Below are 22,173 nucleotides of genomic sequence, written 5' to 3' on the forward strand. Positions count from 1 at the left end.
TCCGCTCGCCGTCGGGGGAGCTGTCGTGCTCGAAACCTCGAACTCGTCTTCCGTCGGCCTGATATATGTCCATCCTGGAGCATTTACTTTTATGACAATCGCAACGACCGACAGAGTAGCCAAGCAGGTCGCCATCAACGACATTGGCTCGGCAGAAGACTTTCTCGCCGCGGTCGAAAAGACACTGAAGTTCTTCAACGACGGAGACCTCATCGAGGGCACCGTCGTGAAGATCGACCGCGACGAGGTTCTCCTCGACGTCGGGTACAAGACCGAGGGTGTCATCCCCTCGCGCGAACTTTCCATCAAGCACGACGTCGACCCCACAGAGGTCGTCAAGGTCGGTGACCTGGTCGAGGCCCTCGTTCTTCAGAAAGAAGACAAGGAAGGCCGCCTGATCCTCTCCAAGAAGCGTGCTCAGTACGAGCGTGCGTGGGGAGACGTCGAGAAGATCAAGGACGCCGACGGTGTTGTCACCGGTAGCGTCATCGAGGTCGTCAAGGGCGGACTCATCGTCGACATCGGACTCCGAGGCTTCCTGCCCGCGTCGCTCATCGAGCTTCGCCGCGTGCGCGACCTCACGCCCTACCTGGGCCAGGAGATCGAGGCGAAGATCCTCGAGCTCGACAAGAACCGCAACAACGTCGTTCTGTCGCGCCGCGCCCTGCTCGAGCAGACGCAGTCCGAGAGCCGCACCACGTTCCTCAACAACCTCCAGAAGGGCCAGGTCCGCAAGGGCGTCGTCTCGTCGATCGTCAACTTCGGTGCGTTCGTCGACCTGGGTGGAGTCGACGGACTGGTTCACGTCTCCGAACTCAGCTGGAAGCACATCGAGCACGCCTCCGAGGTCGTCGAGGTTGGCCAGGAGGTCACCGTCGAGATCCTCGAGGTCGACCTCGACCGCGAGCGTGTCTCCCTGTCGCTCAAGGCGACGCAGGAAGACCCGTGGCAGGTCTTCGCCCGCACCCACGCAATCGGACAGGTTGCACCGGGCAAGGTCACGAAGCTCGTTCCCTTCGGCGCGTTCGTTCGCGTCGCAGAGGGCATCGAGGGCCTGGTTCACATCTCCGAGCTCTCCGGCAAGCACGTCGAGCTCGCCGAGCAGGTCGTGTCGGTCGGCGACGAGGTCTTCGTCAAGGTCATCGACATCGACCTCGAGCGTCGCCGCATCTCGCTGAGCCTCAAGCAGGCCAACGAGGGTGTCGACCCCGAGGGCACCGAGTTCGACCCGGCACTCTACGGAATGCTCACCGAGTACGACGACCAGGGCAACTACAAGTTCCCCGAGGGCTTCGACCCGGAGACCAACGAGTGGCGCGAGGGCTTCGAGACCCAGCGCGAGAAGTGGGAGCAGGACTACGCTGCAGCCCAGGCTCGCTGGGAGGCCCACAAGAAGCAGGTTGCCACGAGCAACGCCGAGGTCGCCTCGGGCGACGGCGCCAGCGCTGGTTCCTCCTTCTCGAGCGAGTCGACCGGAGCCGGCACCCTCGCCGACGACGAGACCCTCGCCGCGCTTCGCGAGAAGCTGTCGAGCAGCAACTCCTAAGTTGCACCATGGAACGGCCGTCCTTCGGGGCGGCCGTTCCGTCGTTAACGCGTCGATCGGGCCACCGGGCGCCGCCGATACCATGGAGCCATGTTCATCGTGGGCCTCACCGGCGGAATCGCATCAGGAAAATCCACTGTGGCCCGTCGGCTCGTCGACCACGGCGCGGTACACGTAGACGCGGATGCCCTCTCCCGCGAGGTCGTCGAGCCCTCCACTGCGGGGCTCGAGGCCGTCGCGGCCGAGTTCGGCGCCGGGGTGCTCGCGGGCGACGGTTCGCTCGACCGTGCCGCGCTGGGGGCGATCGTCTTCGCCGATCCGGATGCCCGTGGCCGGCTCGAGGCCATCATCCACCCGCGGGTGCACGCACGCACGGCAGAACTGATCGCCGCGGCCGAGGCAGCGGATCCGGCTGCCGTCGTCGTCTACGACGTTCCCCTTCTCATCGAGGCCCGCAGGGAACTGCAGTTCGACCTGATCGTCGTGTGCGAGGCGCCGGCCGAGGTGAGGATCGAGCGTCTTCTCACGCACCGCGGCATGCCTCGCGCCGAAGCCGAACGACGCATCTCCGCGCAAGCCAGTGACGAGGAGCGGCGCGCGGTCGCCGACGTGGTCATCGACACGTCGGGGTCGCTCGAGCACACCCTCGCTCAGGTCGACGAGCTGTGGACCGACCTCGAGGCACGAGCCCAGGACAGGGCCCGCGTCTCCTGACCGGGCCCCTTCACTCCGTTCCTGAGCCTGTCGAAGGGCCTCGCGGCTAGCCGAAGAGCAGCGCGGCCTCGTCGTAGCGGTGCTGCGGCACCGTCTTGAGCTTGCCCAGCGCCTCGGCGAAGCCGACCGTAACGATCTCGGTGCCCTTGAGGGCGACCATCTGGCCCCAGGCCCCGTCGCCGATGATGTCGCTCGCCGCCATGCCGAGTCGCGTGGCCAGCACTCGGTCGTACGCGCTCGGCACGCCTCCGCGCTGGATATGCCCCAGGGTCGTCGCGCGGGTCTCGATTCCGGTGATCGACTCGATCAGAGGCGCGATGCGCTCACCGATTCCTCCGAGACGCGGCCGGCCGAACGCATCCAGACCCCGCTCGGAGTGCGGGTCGTCCATGCTGTCGGGCATAAAGCCCTCGGCCACGACGACCAGGGGAGCGCGACCGCGATCGTAGGCGCTCTGCACCCACTCGCACATCTGCTCGACAGACGTCTTCTGCTCGGGGATGAGGATGGCGTGGGCCCCGGAGGCCATACCGGAGTGCAGGGCGATCCAGCCGACGTGGCGGCCCATGACCTCGGCCACCATGCAGCGGCTGTGCGACTCACCGGTCGTGCGCAGGCGGTCCATCGCGTCGGTGGCGATCTGCACGGCCGTGTCGAAGCCGAAGGTGTAGTCCGTGGCGTCGAGGTCGTTGTCGACCGTCTTCGGAACACCGACGATCTTCAGGCCGGCGTCGGTGAGGCGTTTGGCCGCCGCGAGGGTGCCTTCTCCGCCGATGGCCATGATCGCGTCGATTCCGAGGCGTTCCATGTTGGCGGCGATGTTCTCGGGGCCGCCGTTCTCGCCTTCGAACGGATTGGTGCGTGACGTGCCGAGGATGGTGCCACCCTGCTTGGCGATGCCGCGGATGTTGTGGCGAGTGAGCTCCATGATGTCGGCGTTGACGACACCGCGCCATCCGTCGCGGAACCCGACGAACTCCTGGCCGTTGATCTCGGTGCCTTTGAGAACCGCCCCGCGGATGACCGCGTTGAGTCCGGGACAGTCGCCGCCCGAGGTGAGAATGCCGATGCGCATGGCGCCGCTCCTGTTCGAAAGAAATCCGTTTCCACTGCCAGGCAGGGACCAGTGTCACTACCCCGACCTAAACTTATTGCATGGAACCCACCCGCTCCGTCCACCCCTTCGAAGTCGTCAGTGAATACACCCCGAGCGGCGACCAGCCCACCGCGATCGCCGAGCTGACGGCCAGAATCAACGCGGGCGAAACCGACGTGGTGCTTCTCGGAGCAACAGGAACAGGCAAGTCGGCGACCACCGCCTGGCTCATCGAGGCCGTTCAGCGTCCCACCCTCGTGCTGGCGCACAACAAGACCCTCGCCGCCCAGCTCGCGAACGAGTTCCGAGAGCTCATGCCCAACAACGCGGTCGAGTACTTCGTGTCGTACTACGACTACTACCAGCCCGAGGCCTACGTGCCCCAGACAGACACCTTCATCGAGAAAGACAGCTCGATCAACTCCGAGGTCGAGCGGCTTCGTCACTCGACCACGAACTCGCTTCTCAGCCGACGCGACGTCGTCGTCGTCTCGACGGTCTCCTGCATCTACGGCCTCGGCACCCCCGAGCAGTACATGAACGCGATGATCGCCCTGCAGGTCGGCCAGCGCATCGACAGGGACTGGCTCATCCGCAAATTCGTCTCGATGCAGTACAACCGCAACGACATCGACTTCTCCCGGGGCAACTTCCGCGTGCGCGGAGACACGATCGAGATCATCCCGCAGTACGAAGAGCTCGCCATCCGCATCGAGATGTTCGGAGACGAGATCGAGGCCCTCTACAGCCTGCACCCGCTCACCGGCGACATCGTGCGCAAGCTCGATGCGGTGTCGGTCTTCCCGGGTTCCCACTACGTCACCGACACCGACGTCATGCAGCGCGCCATCGGCACGATCCAAGACGAGCTCGAACTGCGGGTCGGCCAGCTCGAGAAAGAGGGCAAGCTGCTCGAAGCGCAGCGCCTGCGCATGCGCACGACGTTCGACCTCGAGATGATGCAGCAGATCGGATTCTGCTCGGGCATCGAGAACTACTCCTGGCACATGGACGTGCGGCCTCCCGGCGCGGCACCGCACTGCCTCATCGACTACTTCCCCGACGACTTCCTGGTCGTCATCGACGAATCCCACGTCACGGTGCCCCAGATCGGCGCCATGTACGAGGGAGACTCATCGCGCAAGCGCACGCTGGTCGACCACGGCTTCCGGCTGCCGAGCGCCCTCGACAACCGCCCGCTCAAGTGGCCCGAGTTCAAGGAGAGGGTCGGCCAGACGGTGTATCTCTCGGCGACCCCGGGCAAGTACGAGCTGGGCATCGCCGACGGCGTGGTCGAACAGATCATCCGGCCTACGGGCCTGATCGACCCGGAGATCGTGATCAAGACCTCCACGGGCCAGATCGACGACCTGCTCGAAGAGATCCGTCTCCGCGCCGGTCGAGACGAGCGCGTGCTCGTCACGACGCTGACCAAGAAGATGGCCGAGGAGCTCACCGACTTCCTCGGCGAGCACGGGGTCAGGGTGCGCTACCTGCACGCCGACGTCGACACGCTCCGCCGGGTCGAACTGCTCACCGAGCTCCGGGCGGGCCTCTACGACGTCCTCGTCGGCATCAACCTGCTGCGCGAGGGCCTCGACCTGCCCGAGGTGTCGCTCGTCGCCATCCTCGACGCCGACAAGGAGGGGTTCCTGCGCTCGTCGACCTCCCTCATCCAGACCATCGGTCGAGCCGCGCGCAACGTGTCGGGCCAGGTCATCATGTACGCCGACAAGGTCACCGATTCGATGGCCTTCGCCATCAGCGAGACCACTCGTCGGCGCGAACTCCAGGTGGCCTACAACACCGAGCACGGCATCGACCCGACCCCGTTGCGCAAGCGCATCGCCGACATCACCGAGGTGCTTGCACGCGAGGGCGCCGACACGGCGCAGCTGCTGGCCGGTCGCGACAACTCGAAGAAGAAGTCGCCCACCCCCAACCTTCGTCGTGAGGGCATCGCCGCTGAGGGTGCGAACCAGCTCGAGGCCATCATCGCCGACCTCAACGAGCAGATGCTCCAGGCCGCGGGCGAGTTGAAGTTCGAGCTCGCCGCTCGCCTTCGCGACGAGCTCGGCGACCTCAAGAAAGAGCTCCGTCAGATGTCCGCCGCCGGACACCTCTCGTGAGCGCCGACACGGCTCCGCTGCGCCGGCGCGTCGTCGAGTGGGAGGATCCGCTCGTCGGAGCCGCCGAGGCGAAGACGCTCGGCGGCCTCGAATATCTGAACGCCATGATCGCGGGCCGCATCCCGCCCCCGCCGATCGCCGTGCTGATGAATCTCGAGCTCGTGTCTGCGAGCCGCGGCACCGCCGTCTTCACCTGCGCACCCGACGAGTCGGTCTACAACCCCATCGGCGCCGTTCACGGCGGCTTCATGTGCACCGCGCTCGATTCGGCTCTCGGCTGCGCAGTCCACTCCACGCTGCGAGCGGGGCAGGGCTACACCTCGCTCGAGATCAAGGTTAACTACCTTCGCGCGCTCAACACCGTTTCTGGAGTGCTCACCGTTACGGGCACGGTCACCAAGCCGGGCAGCCGAGTCGCCTTCGCCGAGGGCGTGGTGACCGATTCCGAGGGTCGCACCGTGGCCACCGCGTCGAGCACGCTGCTGGTGTTCGAGGTCTAGCACAGTCGTTCGACTCTGCACGCCGTCAGCGGAACGGGGACGCAGTGTCGGTGGCCGCACATAGACTTTCGGGGTGTCAGTTTCGAAGGTAGATTCCTCCAACGTCCTCAGCGTCCACGGCGCCCGTGTCCACAATCTTCAAGACGTGAACCTCGAGATCCCGAGGGATTCGCTCGTGGTCTTCACAGGCCTCTCGGGGTCGGGCAAGTCGTCTCTCGCCTTCGACACGATCTTCGCAGAGGGTCAGCGCCGCTACGTCGAATCGCTGTCAGCCTACGCACGCCAGTTCCTCGGTCAGGTCGACCGACCCGACGTCGACTTCATCGAGGGTCTCAGCCCCGCGGTGTCGATCGACCAGAAGTCGACCAACCGCAACCCGCGGTCGACGGTGGGCACGATCACCGAGATCTACGACTACATGCGCCTGCTCTGGGCCCGCATCGGCATTCCGCACTGCCCGATCTGCGGAGAAGAGATCAAGTCGCAGACCGTGCAGCAGATCGCCGACCAGCTCATGGAGCTGGAGGACGGCATCCGCTACCAGGTCGCCAGCCCCGTCGTCTCGCAGAAGAAGGGCGAGTTCGTCGACCTGTTCAAAGAGCTGGCCGCGGGCGGCTACTCGCGCGCCCTCGTCGACGGCGAGGTCGTGCAGCTCAACGATCCGCCCAAACTCAAGAAGCAGATCAAGCACGACATCTCGGTCGTCGTCGACCGCCTCGTCGCGGGCCCTGACATCCTGAGCCGTCTCACCGACTCCCTCGAGACCGCATTGCGCCTCACCGACGGGCTCGTGCAGATCAACTACGTCGACTCCGAGGGTCCGGATGCCTGGCAGACGTTCTCCGAGAAGCTCTCGTGCCCGAACAACCATCCCATCGCCCTCACCGAGATCGAGCCGCGCACCTTCTCGTTCAACGCCCCGTTCGGAGCGTGCCCGGAGTGCTCCGGCCTCGGCACGCGTATGTCGGTCGACTCCGACCTGCTGCTGGGAGATCCCGACCTCAGCATCGCCGAGGGTGTCATCGTGCCGTGGACGACCCAGGGGAAGGGCCTCTTCAGCTACTACGAGAAGCTGCTGCACGGCCTGTCCCGCGACCTCGACTTCTCGCTCAAGACCCCGTGGGGCAAGCTGAGCGACGAGGTGCAGAACGCCGTGCTCCGCGGCAACAACTTCGAGGTCAAGGTCCGCTGGAAGAACCGCTACGGCCGCGAGGTGAGCTACTCGTCCGGCTTCGAGGGCGTCGTGCCCTACATCGAACGGCAGTTCCTCCAGGCCGAGACCGACACGCAGCGCGCGCGCTGGTCGGAGTTCCTCCGAGAGATCCCGTGCCCCGTCTGCAACGGCAAGCGCCTGAAGCCCGAGGTGCTCGCGGTCACGGTCAACGGCCGCAGCATCGCCGACGTCACCGACATCTCGCTCACCGACGCCCAGACGTTCATGCACGACGTCGTGCTCACCGACAGGGAGGCGGCGATCGCCGCCCAGGTGCTGCGCGAGATCCGCCTGCGTCTCGACTTCCTCATCCAGGTGGGCCTCAACTATCTCAACCTGGCCCGGGCCGCCGCGTCGCTCTCCGGCGGCGAGGCCCAGCGCATCCGGCTCGCCACCCAGATCGGCTCGGGTCTCACCGGCGTGCTCTACGTGCTCGACGAGCCGTCGATCGGACTGCACCAGCGAGACAACCGCCGCCTCATCGAGACGCTCGTCAAGCTGCGCGACCTCGGAAACACGCTGATCGTCGTGGAGCACGACGAAGACACGATCCGCACGGCCGACTGGATCGTCGACATCGGACCGGGAGCGGGTGTCAACGGCGGAAAGGTCGTGCACTCCGGCTCCTACGCCGAGCTGCTCGCGAACACCGAGTCACTCACCGGCGACTACCTGTCCGGCAGAAAAGAGATCGAGGTTCCCGCCACCCGCCGCCCGATCGATCCCGAGCGCATGATCACGGTGGTCGACGCCGAGGCCAACAACCTGCGCAAGGTCACGGTCGACTTCCCGCTCGGCACCTTCGTCGCGGTCACCGGCGTCTCCGGATCCGGAAAATCGTCGCTCGTCAACGACATCCTCTACCGGGTGCTCGCGAACAAGCTCAACGGGGCACGCAAGATCCCCGGCAAGCACAAGCGGGTCACCGGGCTCGAGAACCTCGACAAGGTCGTGCACGTCGACCAGAACCCCATCGGTCGCACGCCCCGGTCGAACCCGGCGACCTACACGGGTGTCTTCGATCGCATCCGCAATCTCTTCGCCGACACGGCAGAGGCGAAGGCCAGGGGATACCTCGCCGGTCGCTTCAGCTTCAACGTCAAGGGGGGCCGCTGCGAGGCGTGCTCCGGCGACGGAACCATCAAGATCGAGATGAACTTCCTGCCCGACGTCTACGTCAAGTGCGAGGTGTGCGGGGGAGCGCGGTACAACCGCGACACCCTGAGCGTGCACTACAAGGGCAAGAGCATCTCCGAGGTGCTCGACATGCCCATCGCCGAGGCCGCCGAGTTCTTCGAGCCGATCGGCGCCATCCACCGCTTCCTGAAGACGCTCGTCGACGTCGGTCTCGGCTACGTGCGACTCGGCCAGAGCGCCACCACGCTCTCGGGCGGCGAGGCGCAGCGGGTCAAGCTCGCCACCGAGCTGCAGAAGCGCTCGAACGGCCGCACGGTCTACGTGCTCGACGAGCCGACCACGGGCCTGCACTTCGAAGACGTGCGCAAGCTCCTCCTCGTGCTGGGCAGCCTGGTCGACAAGGGCAACACCGTCATCGTCATCGAGCACAACCTCGACGTCATCAAGAGCGCGGACTGGCTGATCGATATCGGCCCCGAGGGCGGCGCCGGTGGTGGCCGCATCCTGGCCACCGGAACCCCCGAGCAGCTGGCGAAGGTGAAGAAGAGCCACACCGGCTTCTTCCTCAAGGAGATTCTCGAGGCGAAGTAGTCATGGCACGAACCTCTCCAGACACGGTCCCGTACCGCCCGAAGGCGGGGGAGATCCCGACGCAGCCCGGGGTCTACCGGTTCCGTGATGCAAACTCACGTGTGCTATACGTGGGCAAGGCGCAGAACCTGCGCGCCCGGCTGAGCAACTACTTCGCGCCCCTGCGCAGCCTGCACGAGCGCACGCGGCGCATGGTGACGACGGCGGCCTCGGTCGAGTGGACCGTCGTGGGCAGCGATGTCGAGGCACTGCAGCTCGAGTACACGTGGATCAAGGAGTTCGATCCACCCTTCAACGTCAAGTTCCGCGACGACAAGACCTACCCGTTCATGGCGATCACTCTCGCCGACGAGGCGCCCCGAGTCATCGTCACCCGTAACACCCGCATTCCCGGCGCCCGCTACTTCGGTCCGTACCCCAAGATCTGGGCGGTGCGCGAGACCATCGAGCTCATGGTCAAGGCCTTCCCCATCCGCACCTGCTCCGATTCGAGCTACAAGAAGGCGATGCAGACAGGGCGTCCGTGCTTTCCCGGGCAGATCGGCCGCTGCGGCGGTCCGTGCTCGCACAAGGTCACCGTCGAAGAGCACCGGGCGATCGTCGACGACTTCGTCGCCTTCATGGCCGGGGGAGACAATCGCTTCGTCACCGAGGTCACCCGCAAGATGAAAGAGGCGGCAGCCGAGCAGCAGTACGAGGCGGCGGCGACCTACCGCGACCAGCTGCAGGCGCTCGACGCCGTGCTCGAGAAGAGCGCGGTCGTGCTGAGCGACAACGTCGACACCGACCTGTTCGGCGTGGAGCACGACGAGCTCGCCGCGGCGGTGCAGCAGTTCATCGTCAGGGGAGGGCGCATCCGCGGTGTGCGGGCCTGGGTCGTCGACAAGGAGCTCGATCTGACCACGGCCGAGCTCGTCGACTCGATCCTGCAGGCCGCCTACGACGGCAGCACGGTTCCCCCTCGCGAGATCATCGTGCCCGAGCTGCCCGAAGACAGGGCCGAGCTCGAAACCTGGCTCGGCAGCCGCAGGGAGAAGGGCAAGGTCAGCCTGCGCACCGCCCAGCGCGGCGAGAAGGCCGCGCTGATGCAGACAGCCCGGGTCAACGCCATGAACGCTCTGCAGCTCTACAAGACGAGGCGCAGCGCCGACTTCGTCGCCCGCAGCCAGGCCATGACCGACATCCAGGACGCGCTCGGCATGCCCGACGCGCCCCTGCGCATGGAGTGCTTCGACGTCTCGCACCTCGGCGGCACCAACATCGTCGCATCCATGGTCGTCTTCGAAGACGGGCTTCCCCGCAAAGACCAGTACCGCCGATTCACCATCGCCGAGTCCACCGACGACACCGACTCGATCCACCAGGTCGTCACGCGGCGCCTCGCGTATCTGCGCGAGGGCACGGAGCGCAGCGAGTCCGACTCGGCGTCGAAGAAGTTCTCCTACCCGCCGAACCTGCTTGTCGTCGACGGCGGGCAGCCCCAGGTGCAGGCCGCGGCCAGAGCACTCCGCGAATCCGGTGTCGAGGGCATCTTCCTCTGCGGACTCGCGAAGCGACTCGAAGAGATCTGGCTGCCCGACAGCGACTTCCCGGTGATCCTTCCCCGGGGCAGCGAGGCGCTCTTTATGCTGCAGCGCCTGCGCGACGAGGCCCACCGCTTCGCGATCATCCACCAACGCTCCCGGCGCAAGCGCGATATCGCCTCCGTCCTGGGCGAGATCCCCGGCCTCGGCCCGACACGCGTCAAGGGCCTGCTCACGCATTTCGGGTCGGTGTCGCAGCTGCGACAGGCGAAACCGGATGCGATCGCGGCCGTTCGCGGGGTCGGTCCAGCCTTGGCAGAGACCGTCTTCGCGCACCTTCATCCAGATGGACCGGCACCAGCATCCGAACCTCGCCGGTAGGCTGGACGTTCACCCCGACGGCACTCCTTACGAAGGCGAACCCATGACCGACGCTCCACTTCCCCAAGAGGTGCTGATTGTCACCGGGATGTCGGGGGCCGGCCGGTCGACGGTCGCCAACGCACTTGAAGACCTGGGCTGGTACGTCGTCGACAACCTGCCGCCTCAGATGCTGCGACCCCTCGTCGATCTCGCCGAGAAGGCGGGATCGACTCTTCCCCGCATCGCCGCCGTCGTCGATGTGCGAGGTCGCGACTTCTTCGGCGACCTCCAGGAGATCATCCACTCGCTTCGCGCCGGCAGCCAGCTCCGCGTGCTGTTCCTCGAAGCCACCGATTCGGCGCTCGTGCGACGATTCGAGCAGGTGAGACGCCCGCATCCGCTTCAGGGCGACGGCACGCTCCTCGACGGCATCGAGCGCGAACGCGTGCGACTGCACCCCATCCGCGAGTCCAGCGACATGGTCATCGACACGTCGGATCTGAACATCCACCAGCTCGCCACCCGCATCGCGGAGGGCTTCTCCACCACCGATACTCCCGGTGTCCAGGTCACCCTGATGAGTTTCGGCTTCAAGTACGGCACGCCCACCGACGTCGATTCGATCGCCGACGCGCGCTTCCTCCCGAACCCCTTCTGGATCCCCGAGCTGCGGGCCCACACCGGGCTCGATCCCGAGGTCAGCGACTACGTCCTCACGCAAGACGGAGCCAGCGAATTCCTCGAGGCCTACGCGGCCTCCCTCAAACCCGTCCTCGCCGGCTACCAGCGCGAGAACAAGAGACACGCGACCATGGCCATCGGGTGCACAGGCGGCAAACACCGTTCCGTCGCGCTCACACGGGCACTCGCATCCCGACTCGCCACCTACCCGGGCGTCGTCGTCAACGTCAAGCACCGCGACCTCGGTCGCGAATAACACCGGCAGCCTCCGCCCCGGGTGCCACAAGCACCGTCGCGGGAGACAGCCGCACGAACGAATGGATAGAGATTGGCCCTCACCGCCGATGTCAAAGAAGAACTGACCCGTGTCGTCGCCAAGAAGACGACTCTCCGGGCTGCCGAATTGGCCACCATCCTCCGCTTCTCCGGAGGACTGCACCTCATCTCGAACCGCATCGCCATCGAGTCTGAGCTCGACACCCCCGAGCTCGTGAAGCGGGTTCGGCGCGACCTGGCCGAGCTGTACGGCATTCGCGGAGAGGTCTCCCACGTCTCGGCCTCGGGCGCCAAGCGCACGGGCACCTACCTCGTGAGGGTCATCGACGGCGGAGAGACGCTCGCTCGCCAGACGGGCCTGCTCGACGCCCGGCGCCGGCCGATCCGCGGACTCCCGAACCGTCTGACCACCGGCTCCCAGGAAGAACTCTCCGCTGTCTGGCGGGGGGCGTTCCTGGCGAATGGAACCCTGACCGATCCCGGGCGTTCCGCCGCCCTCGAGATCACCTGCCCCGGCAACGAATCGGCCATGGCCCTGGTGGGTGCCGCGGCTCGACTCCACGTGCAGGCGAAGGCCCGCGAGGTCAGGGGAGTTCACCGCGTCGTCATCCGCGATGGCGAGGCCATTGCGCGCATGCTCTCCCTCATGGGCGCAGCCGACGCGGTCTCCCGGTGGGAGGACCTGAGGCAGCGTCGCGAGGTGCGGGCCACGGCCAACAGACTGGTCAACTTCGACGATGCGAACCTCCGCCGGTCGGCGCAGGCCGCAGTCGCCGCATGCTCGCGCGTCGAGCGGGCGCTCGAGATCCTCGGGCCGGATGTTCCGCCGCACCTGAAGTATGCCGGCGACCTGCGGCTGAACTTCCGCGACTCCAGCCTCGACGAACTCGGGCACCACGCCGATCCTCCGATGACCAAGGACGCGATCGCCGGCCGTATCCGCCGCCTGCTCGCCATGGCCGACAAGCAGGCCAGCGACCTCGGCATCCCCGGCACCGACGCGAACCTGCCACCAGACCTCGACGACTGACATCCGGGCCCGAGCAATCGGCTGCCGTCAGGAAGTTTTCAGGGCGCTGTCCGTTGACCTCAGTAGACTGATCAGGTCACTCACAGCCGCCCCGGTACTCGGCGCGGCGCCTTATTCGAGGAGATATCAATGGCTGACTACACCCTTCCTGAACTCGCGTACGACTACTCGGCGCTCGAGCCCAGCATCAGCGCCACCATCATGGAGCTCCACCACTCCAAGCACCACCAGGCCTACGTGACCGGCGCGAACACCGCGCTCGCCCAGCTCGCAGAAGCCCGCGACTCCGAGAACCTCGGCGCCGTCAACAAGCTCGAGAAAGACCTCGCCTTCAACCTGGGCGGCCACGTCAACCACTCCATCTTCTGGACGAACATGTCCCCGAACGGCGGAGACAAGCCGGTCGGCGAACTCGCGTCCGCCATCGACGAGTTCTTCGGCTCGTTCGAGAAGTTCCAGGCCCACTTCACCGCTACGGCGCTCGGAGTGCAGGGTTCAGGATGGTCCGTCCTCGCGTGGGACAGCATCGGCCAGCGCCTCATCATCCAGCAGTTCTTCGACCAGCAGTCGAACTTCGCCGCCGGAACGGTGCCCCTGCTCATGCTCGACGTGTGGGAGCACGCCTACTACATCGACTACAAGAACGTCCGGGCCGACTACGTCAAGGCATTCTGGAACATCGTCGACTGGCAGAACGTCACGACGCGCTTCGAGACTGCCCGCGAAAAGACCTCGGGCCTCCTGCTACTGTCGTAGCGACGACGGCGTGTCGGGCCCCCGGCCCGGCACGCCCTCAGTTTCAGCCACCCAGCCCCGCGGGGCCACACGATTCATGGAGAACTTCACGTGTCTGTAAAGATCGGTATCAACGGCTTCGGTCGTATCGGGCGTAACTACTTCCGCGCAGCTCTGGCCAAGGGCAGCGAGCTCGAGATCGTCGCGGTCAATGACCTCACCGACAACAAGGCCCTCGCGCACCTCCTCAAGTACGACACGATCACGGGTCGTCTCGATGCCACGGTCGAGCTCGACGGCGACAACATCATCGTCAACGGCAAGCCGATCCTCGTGCTCGCCGAGCGCGACCCCTCCGACCTGCCCTGGGGCGAGCTGGGCGTCGACATCGTCATCGAGTCGACCGGTCGTTTCACGAAGTCCGAAGACGCCCGCAAGCACATCGCTGCCGGCGCCAAGAAGGTCATCGTCTCCGCTCCGGCAACGGGCTCAGACGTCGCGACGCTGGTTCTCGGCGTCAACGAGGGCACCTACGACCCCGCCATCCACGACATCATCTCCAACGCCTCGTGCACCACGAACTGCCTCGCGCCCCTGGCGAAGGTCTTCATGGACAACTTCGGCATCGAGCGTGGCCTCATGACCACGGTCCACGCCTACACGGCCGACCAGAACCTGCAGGACGGCCCGCACAGCGACCTGCGCCGCGCCCGCGCTGCCGCAGCCAACATCATCCCCACGTCGACCGGTGCCGCCAAGGCCCTGGGCCTCGTCATCCCCGAGCTCGTCGGAAAGCTCGACGGCTACGCCCTCCGCGTGCCCGTCATCACCGGTTCGATCACCGACCTCACGGTCGAGACCAGCTCCACGGTCACGGTCGAGCAGGTCAACGAGGCGTACAAGAATGCCGCGAACGGTGCACTCAAGGGAATCCTGTCGTACACGGAGGACCCGATCGTCTCCAGCGACATCCAGGGCGACCCGCACTCGTCGATCTTCGACGCCGGCCTCACCAAGGTCATCGGCAACCAGGTGAAGATCGCCTCGTGGTACGACAACGAGTGGGGCTACTCCAACCGCCTCGTCGACATCACCGAGTACGTCGCCGACCGCCTGTAATACGAGGAATCCACTGTGACTCTGCGCACTCTGGATTCGCTCGGCTCCCTCACGGGAAAACGCGTCCTCGTTCGGTGTGACCTCAATGTTCCGTTGAAAGACGGGGTCATCACCGACGACGGGCGCGTTCGAGCGTCTCTGGCAACCATCAACGCCCTGGTCGACCAGGGCGCACGAGTGATCCTCATCAGCCACCTCGGTCGGCCCGACGGTTCACCCGATCCCCAGTACAGCCTCCGGCCCGTCGCCGAGCGCCTGTCCGAGCTCCTCGACAAGCCCGTGGCCTTCGCCGAAGACACCGTGGGCGCGAGCGCCCAGCAGGCTGTCGACGCGCTGACCGACGGCGACGTCGCTCTTCTCGAGAACCTGCGGTTCAACGCCGAGGAGACGAGCAAGAGCGCCGACGAGCGATCGGCTTTCGCCGCCCGGCTCGCCTCGTTCGGAGACGCGTTCGTCTCCGACGGGTTCGGGGTCGTGCACCGCAAGCAGGCGAGCGTCTACGAACTCGCCTCGGCGCTCCCGAGCGCTGCAGGGCTCCTCATCGCCGCCGAACTCGACGTGCTCGAGAGACTCACCGAGAAGCCCGAACGGCCCTACACGGTCGTCCTCGGCGGCTCGAAGGTCTCAGACAAGCTCGGCGTGATCGGGCACCTCCTTCCGAAGGTCGACACCCTGCTCATCGGTGGAGGCATGCTCTTCACCTTCCTCGCGGCGCAGGGCTTCCGCGTGGGCGGAAGCCTCCTCGAGGCCGACCAGATCGACACGGTCAAGGGATACCTGGCCGAGGCGAGCGAGCGCGGCGTGCAGATCGTTCTGCCGACCGACGTGGTGGTCGCATCGAAGTTCGGTGCCGACGCCGAGCACACCGTCACGAGCGCCGAGACCATCGAAGAGACGCCGTTCGGCCAGAGCGGACTCGGGCTCGATATCGGCCCCGAGACGGGCACCGAGTTCGCGCGCATCATCGAGGCGTCGAAGACCGTGTTCTGGAACGGACCGATGGGCGTCTTCGAGCTCGCGCCGTTCGCCGAGGGCACTCGTGCCGTCGCCGACGCGCTGACCCGTGTCGACGGCCTCGGTGTGGTCGGCGGGGGAGACTCGGCGGCTGCCGTACGAGCCCTCGGCTTCACCGACGAGCAGTTCGGTCACATTTCAACTGGCGGTGGAGCGAGCCTCGAATTCCTCGAAGGCAAGCGCCTGCCCGGACTGGAGGTCCTCGGATGGTAGTCAACAGAACGCCGCTCATCGCGGGCAATTGGAAGATGAACCTCGACCACCTGCAGGCGATCGCGTTCGTGCAGAAGCTCGCGTGGAGCCTGAAGGACGCGGGGCACAACTTCGCCGACGTCGAAGCGGCCATCTTCCCGCCGTTCACCGACCTGCGCAGCGTGCAGACTCTCATCTCGGCAGACAAGCTCGAGCTCGCCTATGGCGCGCAAGACGTCTCCCAGCATGCGAGTGGTGCCTACACAGGTGAGATCTCGGGTGCGTTCCTCAAGCAGCTCGACTGCCGTTACGTCATCATCGGACACTCGGAGCGTCGCACTCTTCACGCCGAGACCGACGAGGTCGTGGCCGCCAAGACGGCTGCGGCGATTTCGAACGGCCTTGTTCCGATCATCTGCGTGGGAGAGACGGCCGAAGACCTCGAAAAGCACGGCCCCAGCGCCGTGCCTGTCGCCCAGTTGACAGCCGCCCTCTCATCCGTGCAGTCCGCATCGGACATCGTCGTCGCGTACGAGCCCGTCTGGGCCATCGGCTCGGGACAGGCGGCGACACCCGAGCAGGCCGAAGCGGTCTGCGCGGCACTGCGCGCCGTGCTCGAATCCACCCTGGGCTCCGATGTCGCGGCGAAGACGCGCATCCTCTACGGCGGGTCGGTCAAGTCGACGAACATCGGCGGCTTCATGAAGCAGCCCAACGTCGACGGCGCACTGGTCGGCGGCGCAAGCCTCGACCTGGCGGAGTTCGCCAGCATCATCCGGTACCAGAAGCACGCGTTCTAAAGGCAGTGCGAGAGGCCGACCCGTCTCGGGTCGGCCTTTCGTGTGCCGCTGCAGTCATGGTGCGTCTCATCGGACGCATACAGGTATAATTGATGTTGGTCTGGCTTCACACCGGTCGGCCATCATTCTTGAGAGGCAATTCGTGCAGATCCTTCAGGTCGTTCTACAGGTGCTGCTCGGTATCACGAGCCTCCTTCTGACCCTCCTCATTCTTCTCCACCGCGGTCGCGGCGGAGGCCTGTCCGACATGTTCGGCGGCGGCGTGACATCCAACCTCGGTGCATCCGGGGTAGCGGAGCGCAACCTCAACCGCATCACGGTGATCCTCGGACTCGTGTGGGTCGTGTGCATCGTCGTGCTCGGTCTCATCACCAAATTCGACACCGGAATCTAGGAGTATCGGCAATGGCTTCAGGCGGCAGTGCAATTCGCGGGTCACGGGTGGGCGCGGGCCCGATGGGTGAACAGGATCGGGGCTTCCACGCCGATCGCATCAAGGTCTCCTATTGGGACGCCCTGGGAAACGAGACGGTCAAGTACTTCGCGGCGACGCTGCCCGAAGAAGAGATTCCTGAGACGATCGACTGCCCGTCGTCGGGTCTTCCCGCTGGTCGCGACAAAGAGAATCCTCCGTCGGTCGTCAAGCTCGAGCCCTACAAGACGCACCTCGCGTACGTCAAGGAGCGCCGCACCGAAGAAGAGGCTGCGCAGCTTCTCGAAGACGCACTGACCCAGCTCCGCGCACGGCGAGGCACGGCGACCGCCTAGCCCGTTCGCACGCAGTCAACGAAAAAGCCCCTCGGCCGAGCCGAGGGGCTTTTTCGTGCGATCGTTCCGATCAGTAGTAGGTCGGCGTGATGAGGTACTCCGGTACCTCCGACGCGGCGTCCTTGTCGACGAAGAACACGGTCCGCCGACGACCCTCCGCACCCGCGACAGGCACCTCGTCGGTGCTGGCCCCCGCCAGCGCGAGGCCGAGCGCCGACGCCTTGTCGGATCCCGCGAGAACGAGCCAGATCCGATCCGACGAACGGATGACGGGGAGCGTGAGGCTGAGTCGCTGGGGCGGGGGTTTGGGCGACTCCCGCACGGCGACGACGGTCGCGTCGGTCACGCGCACGCCATCCTGGCCCGGGAACAGGGACGCGATGTGACCGTCCGGTCCGACGCCGAGGAAGGTGATGTCGAACTTCGGATAGTCGTTGCCGTCGCCGGCCTCGAGCAGTTCGAGCGCATAGACGGCCGCGGCCTCATCGATATCGGCGACCTCGTCGGTCGACGGGAACGGATGCACCTGTGCGGCGGGAACGTCGATGTGGTCGAGCAACGCCTCGCGCGCCTGCAGCTCGTTGCGATCGGGATCGTCGCGAGCGACGAATCGCTCGTCACCCCACCAGAAGCTCACCCTGCTCCAGTCGACGCTGTCTCTGGCCGGCGACGCATTGATGGCCGCCAGCACCACCGTGCCGACGGAGCCTCCGGTGAGGACGACGTTCACGGCATCGCGGTCTTCGAGGATGTCGATCGTCTTCGTGATGAAGCGCGCCGCCACTGAGCCCGCCAGCGAGGCCTTGTCGGGGTGAATCAGCACACGGCGTTCGTTCGTCATGGTCTACCGCACCTCTGTGGTCGTCTGCGGCGCCGACGCGGACTCGGGATCGGGCTCGGGCTCGCCCAATTCGAGCACGCCCTGCGTGAGCACCTCACCGTAGAGGTCGTCGGGGTCGAGCCTGCGCAGTTCTTCAGCCAGGCAGTCGCGGAGTGAGCGACGGGGGAGAGCCAGGTCGTGCAGCGGCTGATCCGGCTGAACCAGGGTCGCCACGTTGGGCACCGAGCGCTCGAGCTCGATGACACCCGACGAGCGGGAGAGCTTGACGCCGTGGATTCCACTGGATCCGTTGGCACGCGACGAGATTCCGTAGTCGACCGTCACCTTGAGCTGGTGACGGAGCCAGGCTGCGAGCAGCAGGGTCGACGGAGAATCGGACGCGCCGGACACCTCGATGGCCTCGACGGGCTCGAAGGGCGGCTGGTCGAGCACTGCGGCCAGCTGCGCGCGCCACAGTGTGAGCCGGGTCCACGCGAAGTCGGTGTCGCCGGGGGAGTAGTTGCTCGACAGCCTGCGCAGCGTCTCGTTGGGGTTGCTGCTGTTCGACGAGTCGGTGATGCGACGCTGAGCGATACGGCCGAGGTCGGATGTCGATGGCGATTCGGGCGCGTCGCCCGGCCACCAGACGACCACGGGGGCGTCGGGAAGGAGCAGACCCGTGACGAGTCCCTCCTCGTCGCTTGCCGCCGCGCCGTAGGCCTTGAGCAGGATGACCTCGCTCGCGCCGGCGTCACCACCCACGCGGATTTGCGCATCCAGTCTGGCGCCGCGGCCCGACTTGACGCCGTCGTCGGCATCGGTCGAAACGACGATCACGCGCATCGGGTGCTCGCGCGATGCGTCGTTGGCCGCCTCGATGGCGTCTTCCTCCTGGCCGAGGGCCGTTCGGATGACCAGTGTCAGCACACGACCGAGGGCGACGGCGCCGCCCTCCTCGCGGATCTTGACGAGGGCCTTCGAGACCTTGCTTGTGTTGGTATCGGGCAGATCGACGATCATGGCCGCCTCCAGGTTCTTCCGTCGCGGGCGAGCATCTCGTCTGCGGAGTCGGGGCCCCAGGTTCCGGGGCGGTACTGATCGGGCTGACCCTGGGTGGTCCAGAACTCTTCGATCGGGTCGAGGATCTTCCAGGAGAGTTCGACCTCCTCCTGGCGGGGGAACAGCGGCGGGTCTCCGAGGAGCACGTCGAGGATGAGGCGCTCGTATGCCTCGGGGCTCGCCTCGGTGAAGGCGTGGCCGTAGCCGAAGTCCATGGTCACGTCGCGCACCTGCATGCCGGCGCCGGGAACCTTGGATCCGAAGCGGATGGTGACACCCTCGTCGGGCTGCACCCGGATCACGAGCGCATTCTGGCCGAGCGCCGATGTCTGGCTGTCGGCGAAGAGATACTGCGGAGCGCGCTTGAACACGACGGCGATCTCGGTGACCCGGCGGCCGAGGCGTTTGCCCGCCCGCAGGTAGAACGGAACACCGGACCAGCGCCGGGTGCCGATGTCGAGGCGCATGGCCGCGTACGTCTCGGTGAGGGATTCGGGGTTCATTCCGTCTTCCTCGAGGAAGCCGGTGACCTTCTCGCCGCCCTGCCACCCGCCGGCGTACTGGCCGCGGGCGGTGTGCTTCGCCAGGTCCTTGGGAAGCCGGATGGCGGCGAGCACCTTCTCTTTCTCGGCGCGCAGGTCTGACGCATTGAAGGAGATGGGCTCCTCCATGGCCGTGAGCGCGAGCAGCTGGAGCAAGTGGTTCTGGATGACGTCGCGTGCGGCGCCGATTCCGTCGTAGTAGCCGGCACGTCCGCCCACGCCGATGTCCTCGGCCATGGTGATCTGCACGTGGTCGACGTAGTTCGAGTTCCAGATGGGCTCGTAGAGCTGGTTGGCGAAGCGCAGGGCCAGGATGTTCTGGACCGTCTCCTTGCCGAGGTAGTGGTCGATGCGGAAGACCGAGTCGGGAGCGAAGACCGACTCGACGACGTCGTTCAGTTCGCGCGCCGTCTTCAGGTCGCTGCCGAAGGGCTTCTCGATGACGACGCGGCGCCACTGTCCTTCTTCGGGATGCGCCAGGCCGGAGCGGCGCAGCTGCTCCGTCACCAGGGGGAACGCCTTCGGCGGCACCGAGAGGTAGAACGCGTAGTTGCCCTTCGTGCCCCGCTCGGCGTCGAGGGACTCGATCGTCTCCTTGAGGTGGTCGAATGCCTCGTCGTCGCTGAACTCGCCCGACACGAAGCGGATGCCCTCGGAGAGCTGGCGCCATACGTCCTCGTCGAAGGGTGTGCGCGCGTACTCCTTGACGGCGTCGTGCACGACGCGCTCGAAGTCCTGGTCCTCCCAGTCACGGCGGGCGAAGCCGATCAGCGAGAAGCCGGGCGGAAGCAGACCGCGGTTGGCGAGGTCGTAGACGGCCGGCATCAGCTTCTTGCGCGACAGGTCGCCTGTGACGCCGAAGATGACGAGTCCGCTCGGGCCGGCGATGCGGTTGAGCCGTCGGTCGGACGGGATTCTGAGCGGGTTGTATTCCGGAGTGATTTCTACCGGTGGCATGAGACTCCTTGAGACCTTCTGGGTCGACGGGTTAGTGCGGCGCTGGAACAGCGCGGGAAACGGGGCGGATGCGATGCGGACCGTCGGACGAAGAGCTCATGGGGATGTCGCCGGGGCGACGATCGGCGGGAGGGACGGCCGGCAGAAGTGGGGTGGCTCCGGTTGTCTCGAACGAGACGACACCGGAGTCGAGGGCCGGACCCACCCTTCCGGCGCGGCCATGGCCGCTGCCGGGAAGGTGGATCCGGACGCTCACTTGGACGACTCGAGTGCGGTCGTGACCGTGTCGAGCAGTTCGTTCCAGGAGACGATGAACTTGTCGACTCCCTCGGTCTCGAGCAGCTCGGTGACCTCGGCGTAGGAGATGCCCTGGGCCGCGATCTCGTCGAGCACCTTGTTGGCGGCGGCGTAGGAGCCCGTGATGGTGTCTCCGGTGATCACGCCGTGGTCGAACGTGGCGTCGAGAGTCTTCTCGGGCATCGTGTTGACGACCTCCGGGGCGACGAGCTCGGTGACGTAGGTCGTGTCGGGCACGGCCGGGTCCTTGACGCCGGTGGATGCCCAGAGCGGCCGCTGCTTGTTGGCTCCGGCTGCGAGCAGCCCGGCCGCACGCTCGGTGGAGAACGCCTGCTCGTAGACCTCGTAGGCGAGCTGGGCGTTCGCGACGCCGGCCTTGCTCTTGAGCGCCAGAGCCTCATCGGTTCCGATCGCCACGAGGCGCTTGTCGATCTCGGTGTCGACGCGCGACACGAAGAAGGAGGCGACACTGTGGATCTTCGACAGGTCGAGCCCGGCGGCCTTCGCGCGCTCCAGGCCGGCCAGGTAGGCGTTGATGACGTCGCGGTAGCGGGCGAGGCTGAAGATCAACGTGACGTTGACGCTGATGCCGGCCGCGATGGTCTCGGTGATGGCCTCGAGGCCCGCGATGGTCGCGGGGATCTTGATCAGCACGTTCTCTTTAGCGACCTTGTCGAAGAGCTCCTTGGCCTGCTTCGTCGTGCCGGCGGCGTCGTTCGCGAGGCCCGGCTCGACCTCGATCGAGACGCGACCGTCGAATCCGTTCGTGGCGTCGTAGATCGGACGGAAGATGTCGCAGCCGTTCGCGACATCCTGGGTCGTGATCTCGAAGACGGCCTCGGTGACGTTCTTGCCGGCCTTGGCGAGCTCAGCGACCTGCGCTGCGTACGACTCTCCGTTGGTGAGGGCCGCGGCGAAGATCGACGGGTTCGTGGTGACACCGACGACGTTCTTCTCGGCGATCAGCTTCTCGAGTCCGCCGGAGGTGATGCGCTCGCGCGACAGGTCGTCGAGCCAGATGCTGACGCCGGCTGCGGAGAGCTGGGCGGTGGGTGTTGTATCGGTCATGTA

Annotated in this window: 19 protein-coding genes; 14 read left to right on the forward strand and 5 right to left on the reverse strand. The window is 66.1% G+C overall.

Translation table 11 applies throughout. From position 1 onward, the window contains the following. The first annotated feature begins 91 nt into the window (after positions 1-91). Both rpsA and coaE read left to right on the forward strand, forming a co-directional pair. Positions 92-1,546, forward strand: coding sequence for a 30S ribosomal protein S1 (gene rpsA, locus ASF06_RS16420; RefSeq protein ID WP_055928721.1), 1,455 nt, complete (start codon positions 92-94; stop codon positions 1,544-1,546). A 90-nt stretch (positions 1,547-1,636) separates the two neighbouring features. Then, positions 1,637-2,260 (forward strand): dephospho-CoA kinase, encoded by a 624-nt coding sequence (gene coaE / locus ASF06_RS16425; protein ID WP_055949447.1) that lies wholly within the window; start codon positions 1,637-1,639, stop codon positions 2,258-2,260. Between the two features lie 46 nt (positions 2,261-2,306). On the opposite strand, the gene ASF06_RS16430 is transcribed toward coaE, so the two are convergent. After that, positions 2,307-3,335, reverse strand: a complete 1,029-nt coding sequence (locus tag ASF06_RS16430) for a 6-phosphofructokinase (protein ID WP_055928715.1) — start codon at positions 3,333-3,335, stop codon at positions 2,307-2,309. Positions 3,336-3,415: 80 nt separating this feature from the next. On the opposite strand from ASF06_RS16430, the gene uvrB reads away from it, so the two are divergent. From uvrB to ASF06_RS16490, 12 genes are all read left to right on the forward strand, one after another. Continuing rightward, positions 3,416-5,485 (forward strand): excinuclease ABC subunit UvrB, encoded by a 2,070-nt coding sequence (uvrB, locus tag ASF06_RS16435; protein WP_055928712.1) that lies wholly within the window; start codon positions 3,416-3,418, stop codon positions 5,483-5,485. After that, positions 5,482-5,985 carry a PaaI family thioesterase gene (locus tag ASF06_RS16440; RefSeq protein ID WP_055949450.1) on the forward strand — a complete coding sequence of 168 codons (504 nt, stop codon included), beginning with the start codon at positions 5,482-5,484 and terminating at the stop codon, positions 5,983-5,985. Before uvrB ends, ASF06_RS16440 begins: the two co-directional genes overlap by 4 nt. A gap of 73 nt (positions 5,986-6,058) precedes the next feature. Beyond that, positions 6,059-8,926, forward strand: coding sequence for an excinuclease ABC subunit UvrA (gene uvrA / locus ASF06_RS16445; protein WP_055949453.1), 2,868 nt, complete (start codon positions 6,059-6,061; stop codon positions 8,924-8,926). A gap of 2 nt (positions 8,927-8,928) precedes the next feature. Next, entirely contained in the window at positions 8,929-10,830 is a 1,902-nt protein-coding gene (gene uvrC / locus ASF06_RS16450) for an excinuclease ABC subunit UvrC (protein ID WP_055949456.1), read from the forward strand. Between the two features lie 43 nt (positions 10,831-10,873). Further along, positions 10,874-11,749 (forward strand): RNase adapter RapZ, encoded by an 876-nt coding sequence (rapZ, locus tag ASF06_RS16455; protein ID WP_055928699.1) that lies wholly within the window; start codon positions 10,874-10,876, stop codon positions 11,747-11,749. Between the two features lie 72 nt (positions 11,750-11,821). After that, complete coding sequence (gene whiA, locus ASF06_RS16460) at positions 11,822-12,799, forward strand: DNA-binding protein WhiA (RefSeq protein ID WP_055949459.1); 978 nt, start codon at positions 11,822-11,824, stop codon at positions 12,797-12,799. A 129-nt stretch (positions 12,800-12,928) separates the two neighbouring features. Continuing rightward, a complete protein-coding gene (locus ASF06_RS16465) occupies positions 12,929-13,555 on the forward strand; it encodes a superoxide dismutase (RefSeq protein WP_055949463.1) in 627 nt (208 codons plus the stop codon). Between the two features lie 90 nt (positions 13,556-13,645). Continuing rightward, positions 13,646-14,653 (forward strand): type I glyceraldehyde-3-phosphate dehydrogenase, encoded by a 1,008-nt coding sequence (gene gap, locus ASF06_RS16470; protein ID WP_055928691.1) that lies wholly within the window; start codon positions 13,646-13,648, stop codon positions 14,651-14,653. Between the two features lie 15 nt (positions 14,654-14,668). Then, positions 14,669-15,880, forward strand: coding sequence for a phosphoglycerate kinase (locus ASF06_RS16475; RefSeq protein ID WP_055949466.1), 1,212 nt, complete (start codon positions 14,669-14,671; stop codon positions 15,878-15,880). Next, on the forward strand, positions 15,874-16,659 hold the full coding sequence (gene tpiA / locus ASF06_RS16480; RefSeq protein WP_055949469.1) for a triose-phosphate isomerase: 786 nt from the start codon (positions 15,874-15,876) through the stop codon (positions 16,657-16,659). Before ASF06_RS16475 ends, tpiA begins: the two co-directional genes overlap by 7 nt. Positions 16,660-16,801: 142 nt before the next feature. Further along, complete coding sequence (gene secG / locus ASF06_RS16485) at positions 16,802-17,053, forward strand: preprotein translocase subunit SecG (protein WP_055928680.1); 252 nt, start codon at positions 16,802-16,804, stop codon at positions 17,051-17,053. Positions 17,054-17,064: 11 nt separating this feature from the next. Beyond that, complete coding sequence (locus ASF06_RS16490; protein ID WP_055928678.1) at positions 17,065-17,427, forward strand: RNA polymerase-binding protein RbpA; 363 nt, start codon at positions 17,065-17,067, stop codon at positions 17,425-17,427. Positions 17,428-17,497: 70 nt separating this feature from the next. Here ASF06_RS16490 and pgl read toward each other — a convergent pair whose 3' ends face one another. From pgl to tal, 4 genes are all read right to left on the reverse strand, one after another. Then, complete coding sequence (gene pgl / locus ASF06_RS16495) at positions 17,498-18,268, reverse strand: 6-phosphogluconolactonase (RefSeq protein ID WP_055949473.1); 771 nt, start codon at positions 18,266-18,268, stop codon at positions 17,498-17,500. A gap of 3 nt (positions 18,269-18,271) precedes the next feature. Further along, positions 18,272-19,267, reverse strand: a complete 996-nt coding sequence (locus ASF06_RS16500; RefSeq protein ID WP_055949475.1) for a glucose-6-phosphate dehydrogenase assembly protein OpcA — start codon at positions 19,265-19,267, stop codon at positions 18,272-18,274. Further along, positions 19,264-20,805, reverse strand: coding sequence for a glucose-6-phosphate dehydrogenase (gene zwf / locus ASF06_RS16505; protein WP_055928671.1), 1,542 nt, complete (start codon positions 20,803-20,805; stop codon positions 19,264-19,266). Before zwf ends, ASF06_RS16500 begins: the two co-directional genes overlap by 4 nt. Positions 20,806-21,057: 252 nt before the next feature. After that, complete coding sequence (gene tal / locus ASF06_RS16510; RefSeq protein WP_055928666.1) at positions 21,058-22,170, reverse strand: transaldolase; 1,113 nt, start codon at positions 22,168-22,170, stop codon at positions 21,058-21,060. Positions 22,171-22,173 lie beyond the last annotated feature (3 nt).

Origin of the sequence: Agreia sp. Leaf244, from assembly GCF_001422695.1 — a bacterium.
Taxonomy (GTDB): Bacteria; Actinomycetota; Actinomycetes; order Actinomycetales; family Microbacteriaceae; genus Agreia.

Excerpts from the sequence above, each read along its gene's own strand:
- coaE (WP_055949447.1), top strand. The coding sequence starts at position 1,637 with ATGTTCATCGTGGGCCTCACCGGCGGAATCGCATCAGGAAAATCCACT.
- rapZ (WP_055928699.1), top strand. The coding sequence starts at position 10,874 with ATGACCGACGCTCCACTTCCCCAAGAGGTGCTGATTGTCACCGGGATG.
- zwf (WP_055928671.1), bottom strand. The coding sequence starts at position 20,805 with ATGCCACCGGTAGAAATCACTCCGGAATACAACCCGCTCAGAATCCCG.
- tpiA (WP_055949469.1), top strand. The coding sequence starts at position 15,874 with ATGGTAGTCAACAGAACGCCGCTCATCGCGGGCAATTGGAAGATGAAC.
- rpsA (WP_055928721.1), top strand. The coding sequence starts at position 92 with ATGACAATCGCAACGACCGACAGAGTAGCCAAGCAGGTCGCCATCAAC.
- ASF06_RS16490 (WP_055928678.1), top strand. The coding sequence starts at position 17,065 with ATGGCTTCAGGCGGCAGTGCAATTCGCGGGTCACGGGTGGGCGCGGGC.
- uvrB (WP_055928712.1), top strand. The coding sequence starts at position 3,416 with ATGGAACCCACCCGCTCCGTCCACCCCTTCGAAGTCGTCAGTGAATAC.
- uvrC (WP_055949456.1), top strand. The coding sequence starts at position 8,929 with ATGGCACGAACCTCTCCAGACACGGTCCCGTACCGCCCGAAGGCGGGG.
- ASF06_RS16500 (WP_055949475.1), bottom strand. The coding sequence starts at position 19,267 with ATGATCGTCGATCTGCCCGATACCAACACAAGCAAGGTCTCGAAGGCC.
- pgl (WP_055949473.1), bottom strand. The coding sequence starts at position 18,268 with ATGACGAACGAACGCCGTGTGCTGATTCACCCCGACAAGGCCTCGCTG.
- ASF06_RS16465 (WP_055949463.1), top strand. The coding sequence starts at position 12,929 with ATGGCTGACTACACCCTTCCTGAACTCGCGTACGACTACTCGGCGCTC.
- tal (WP_055928666.1), bottom strand. The coding sequence starts at position 22,170 with ATGACCGATACAACACCCACCGCCCAGCTCTCCGCAGCCGGCGTCAGC.
- ASF06_RS16430 (WP_055928715.1), bottom strand. The coding sequence starts at position 3,335 with ATGCGCATCGGCATTCTCACCTCGGGCGGCGACTGTCCCGGACTCAAC.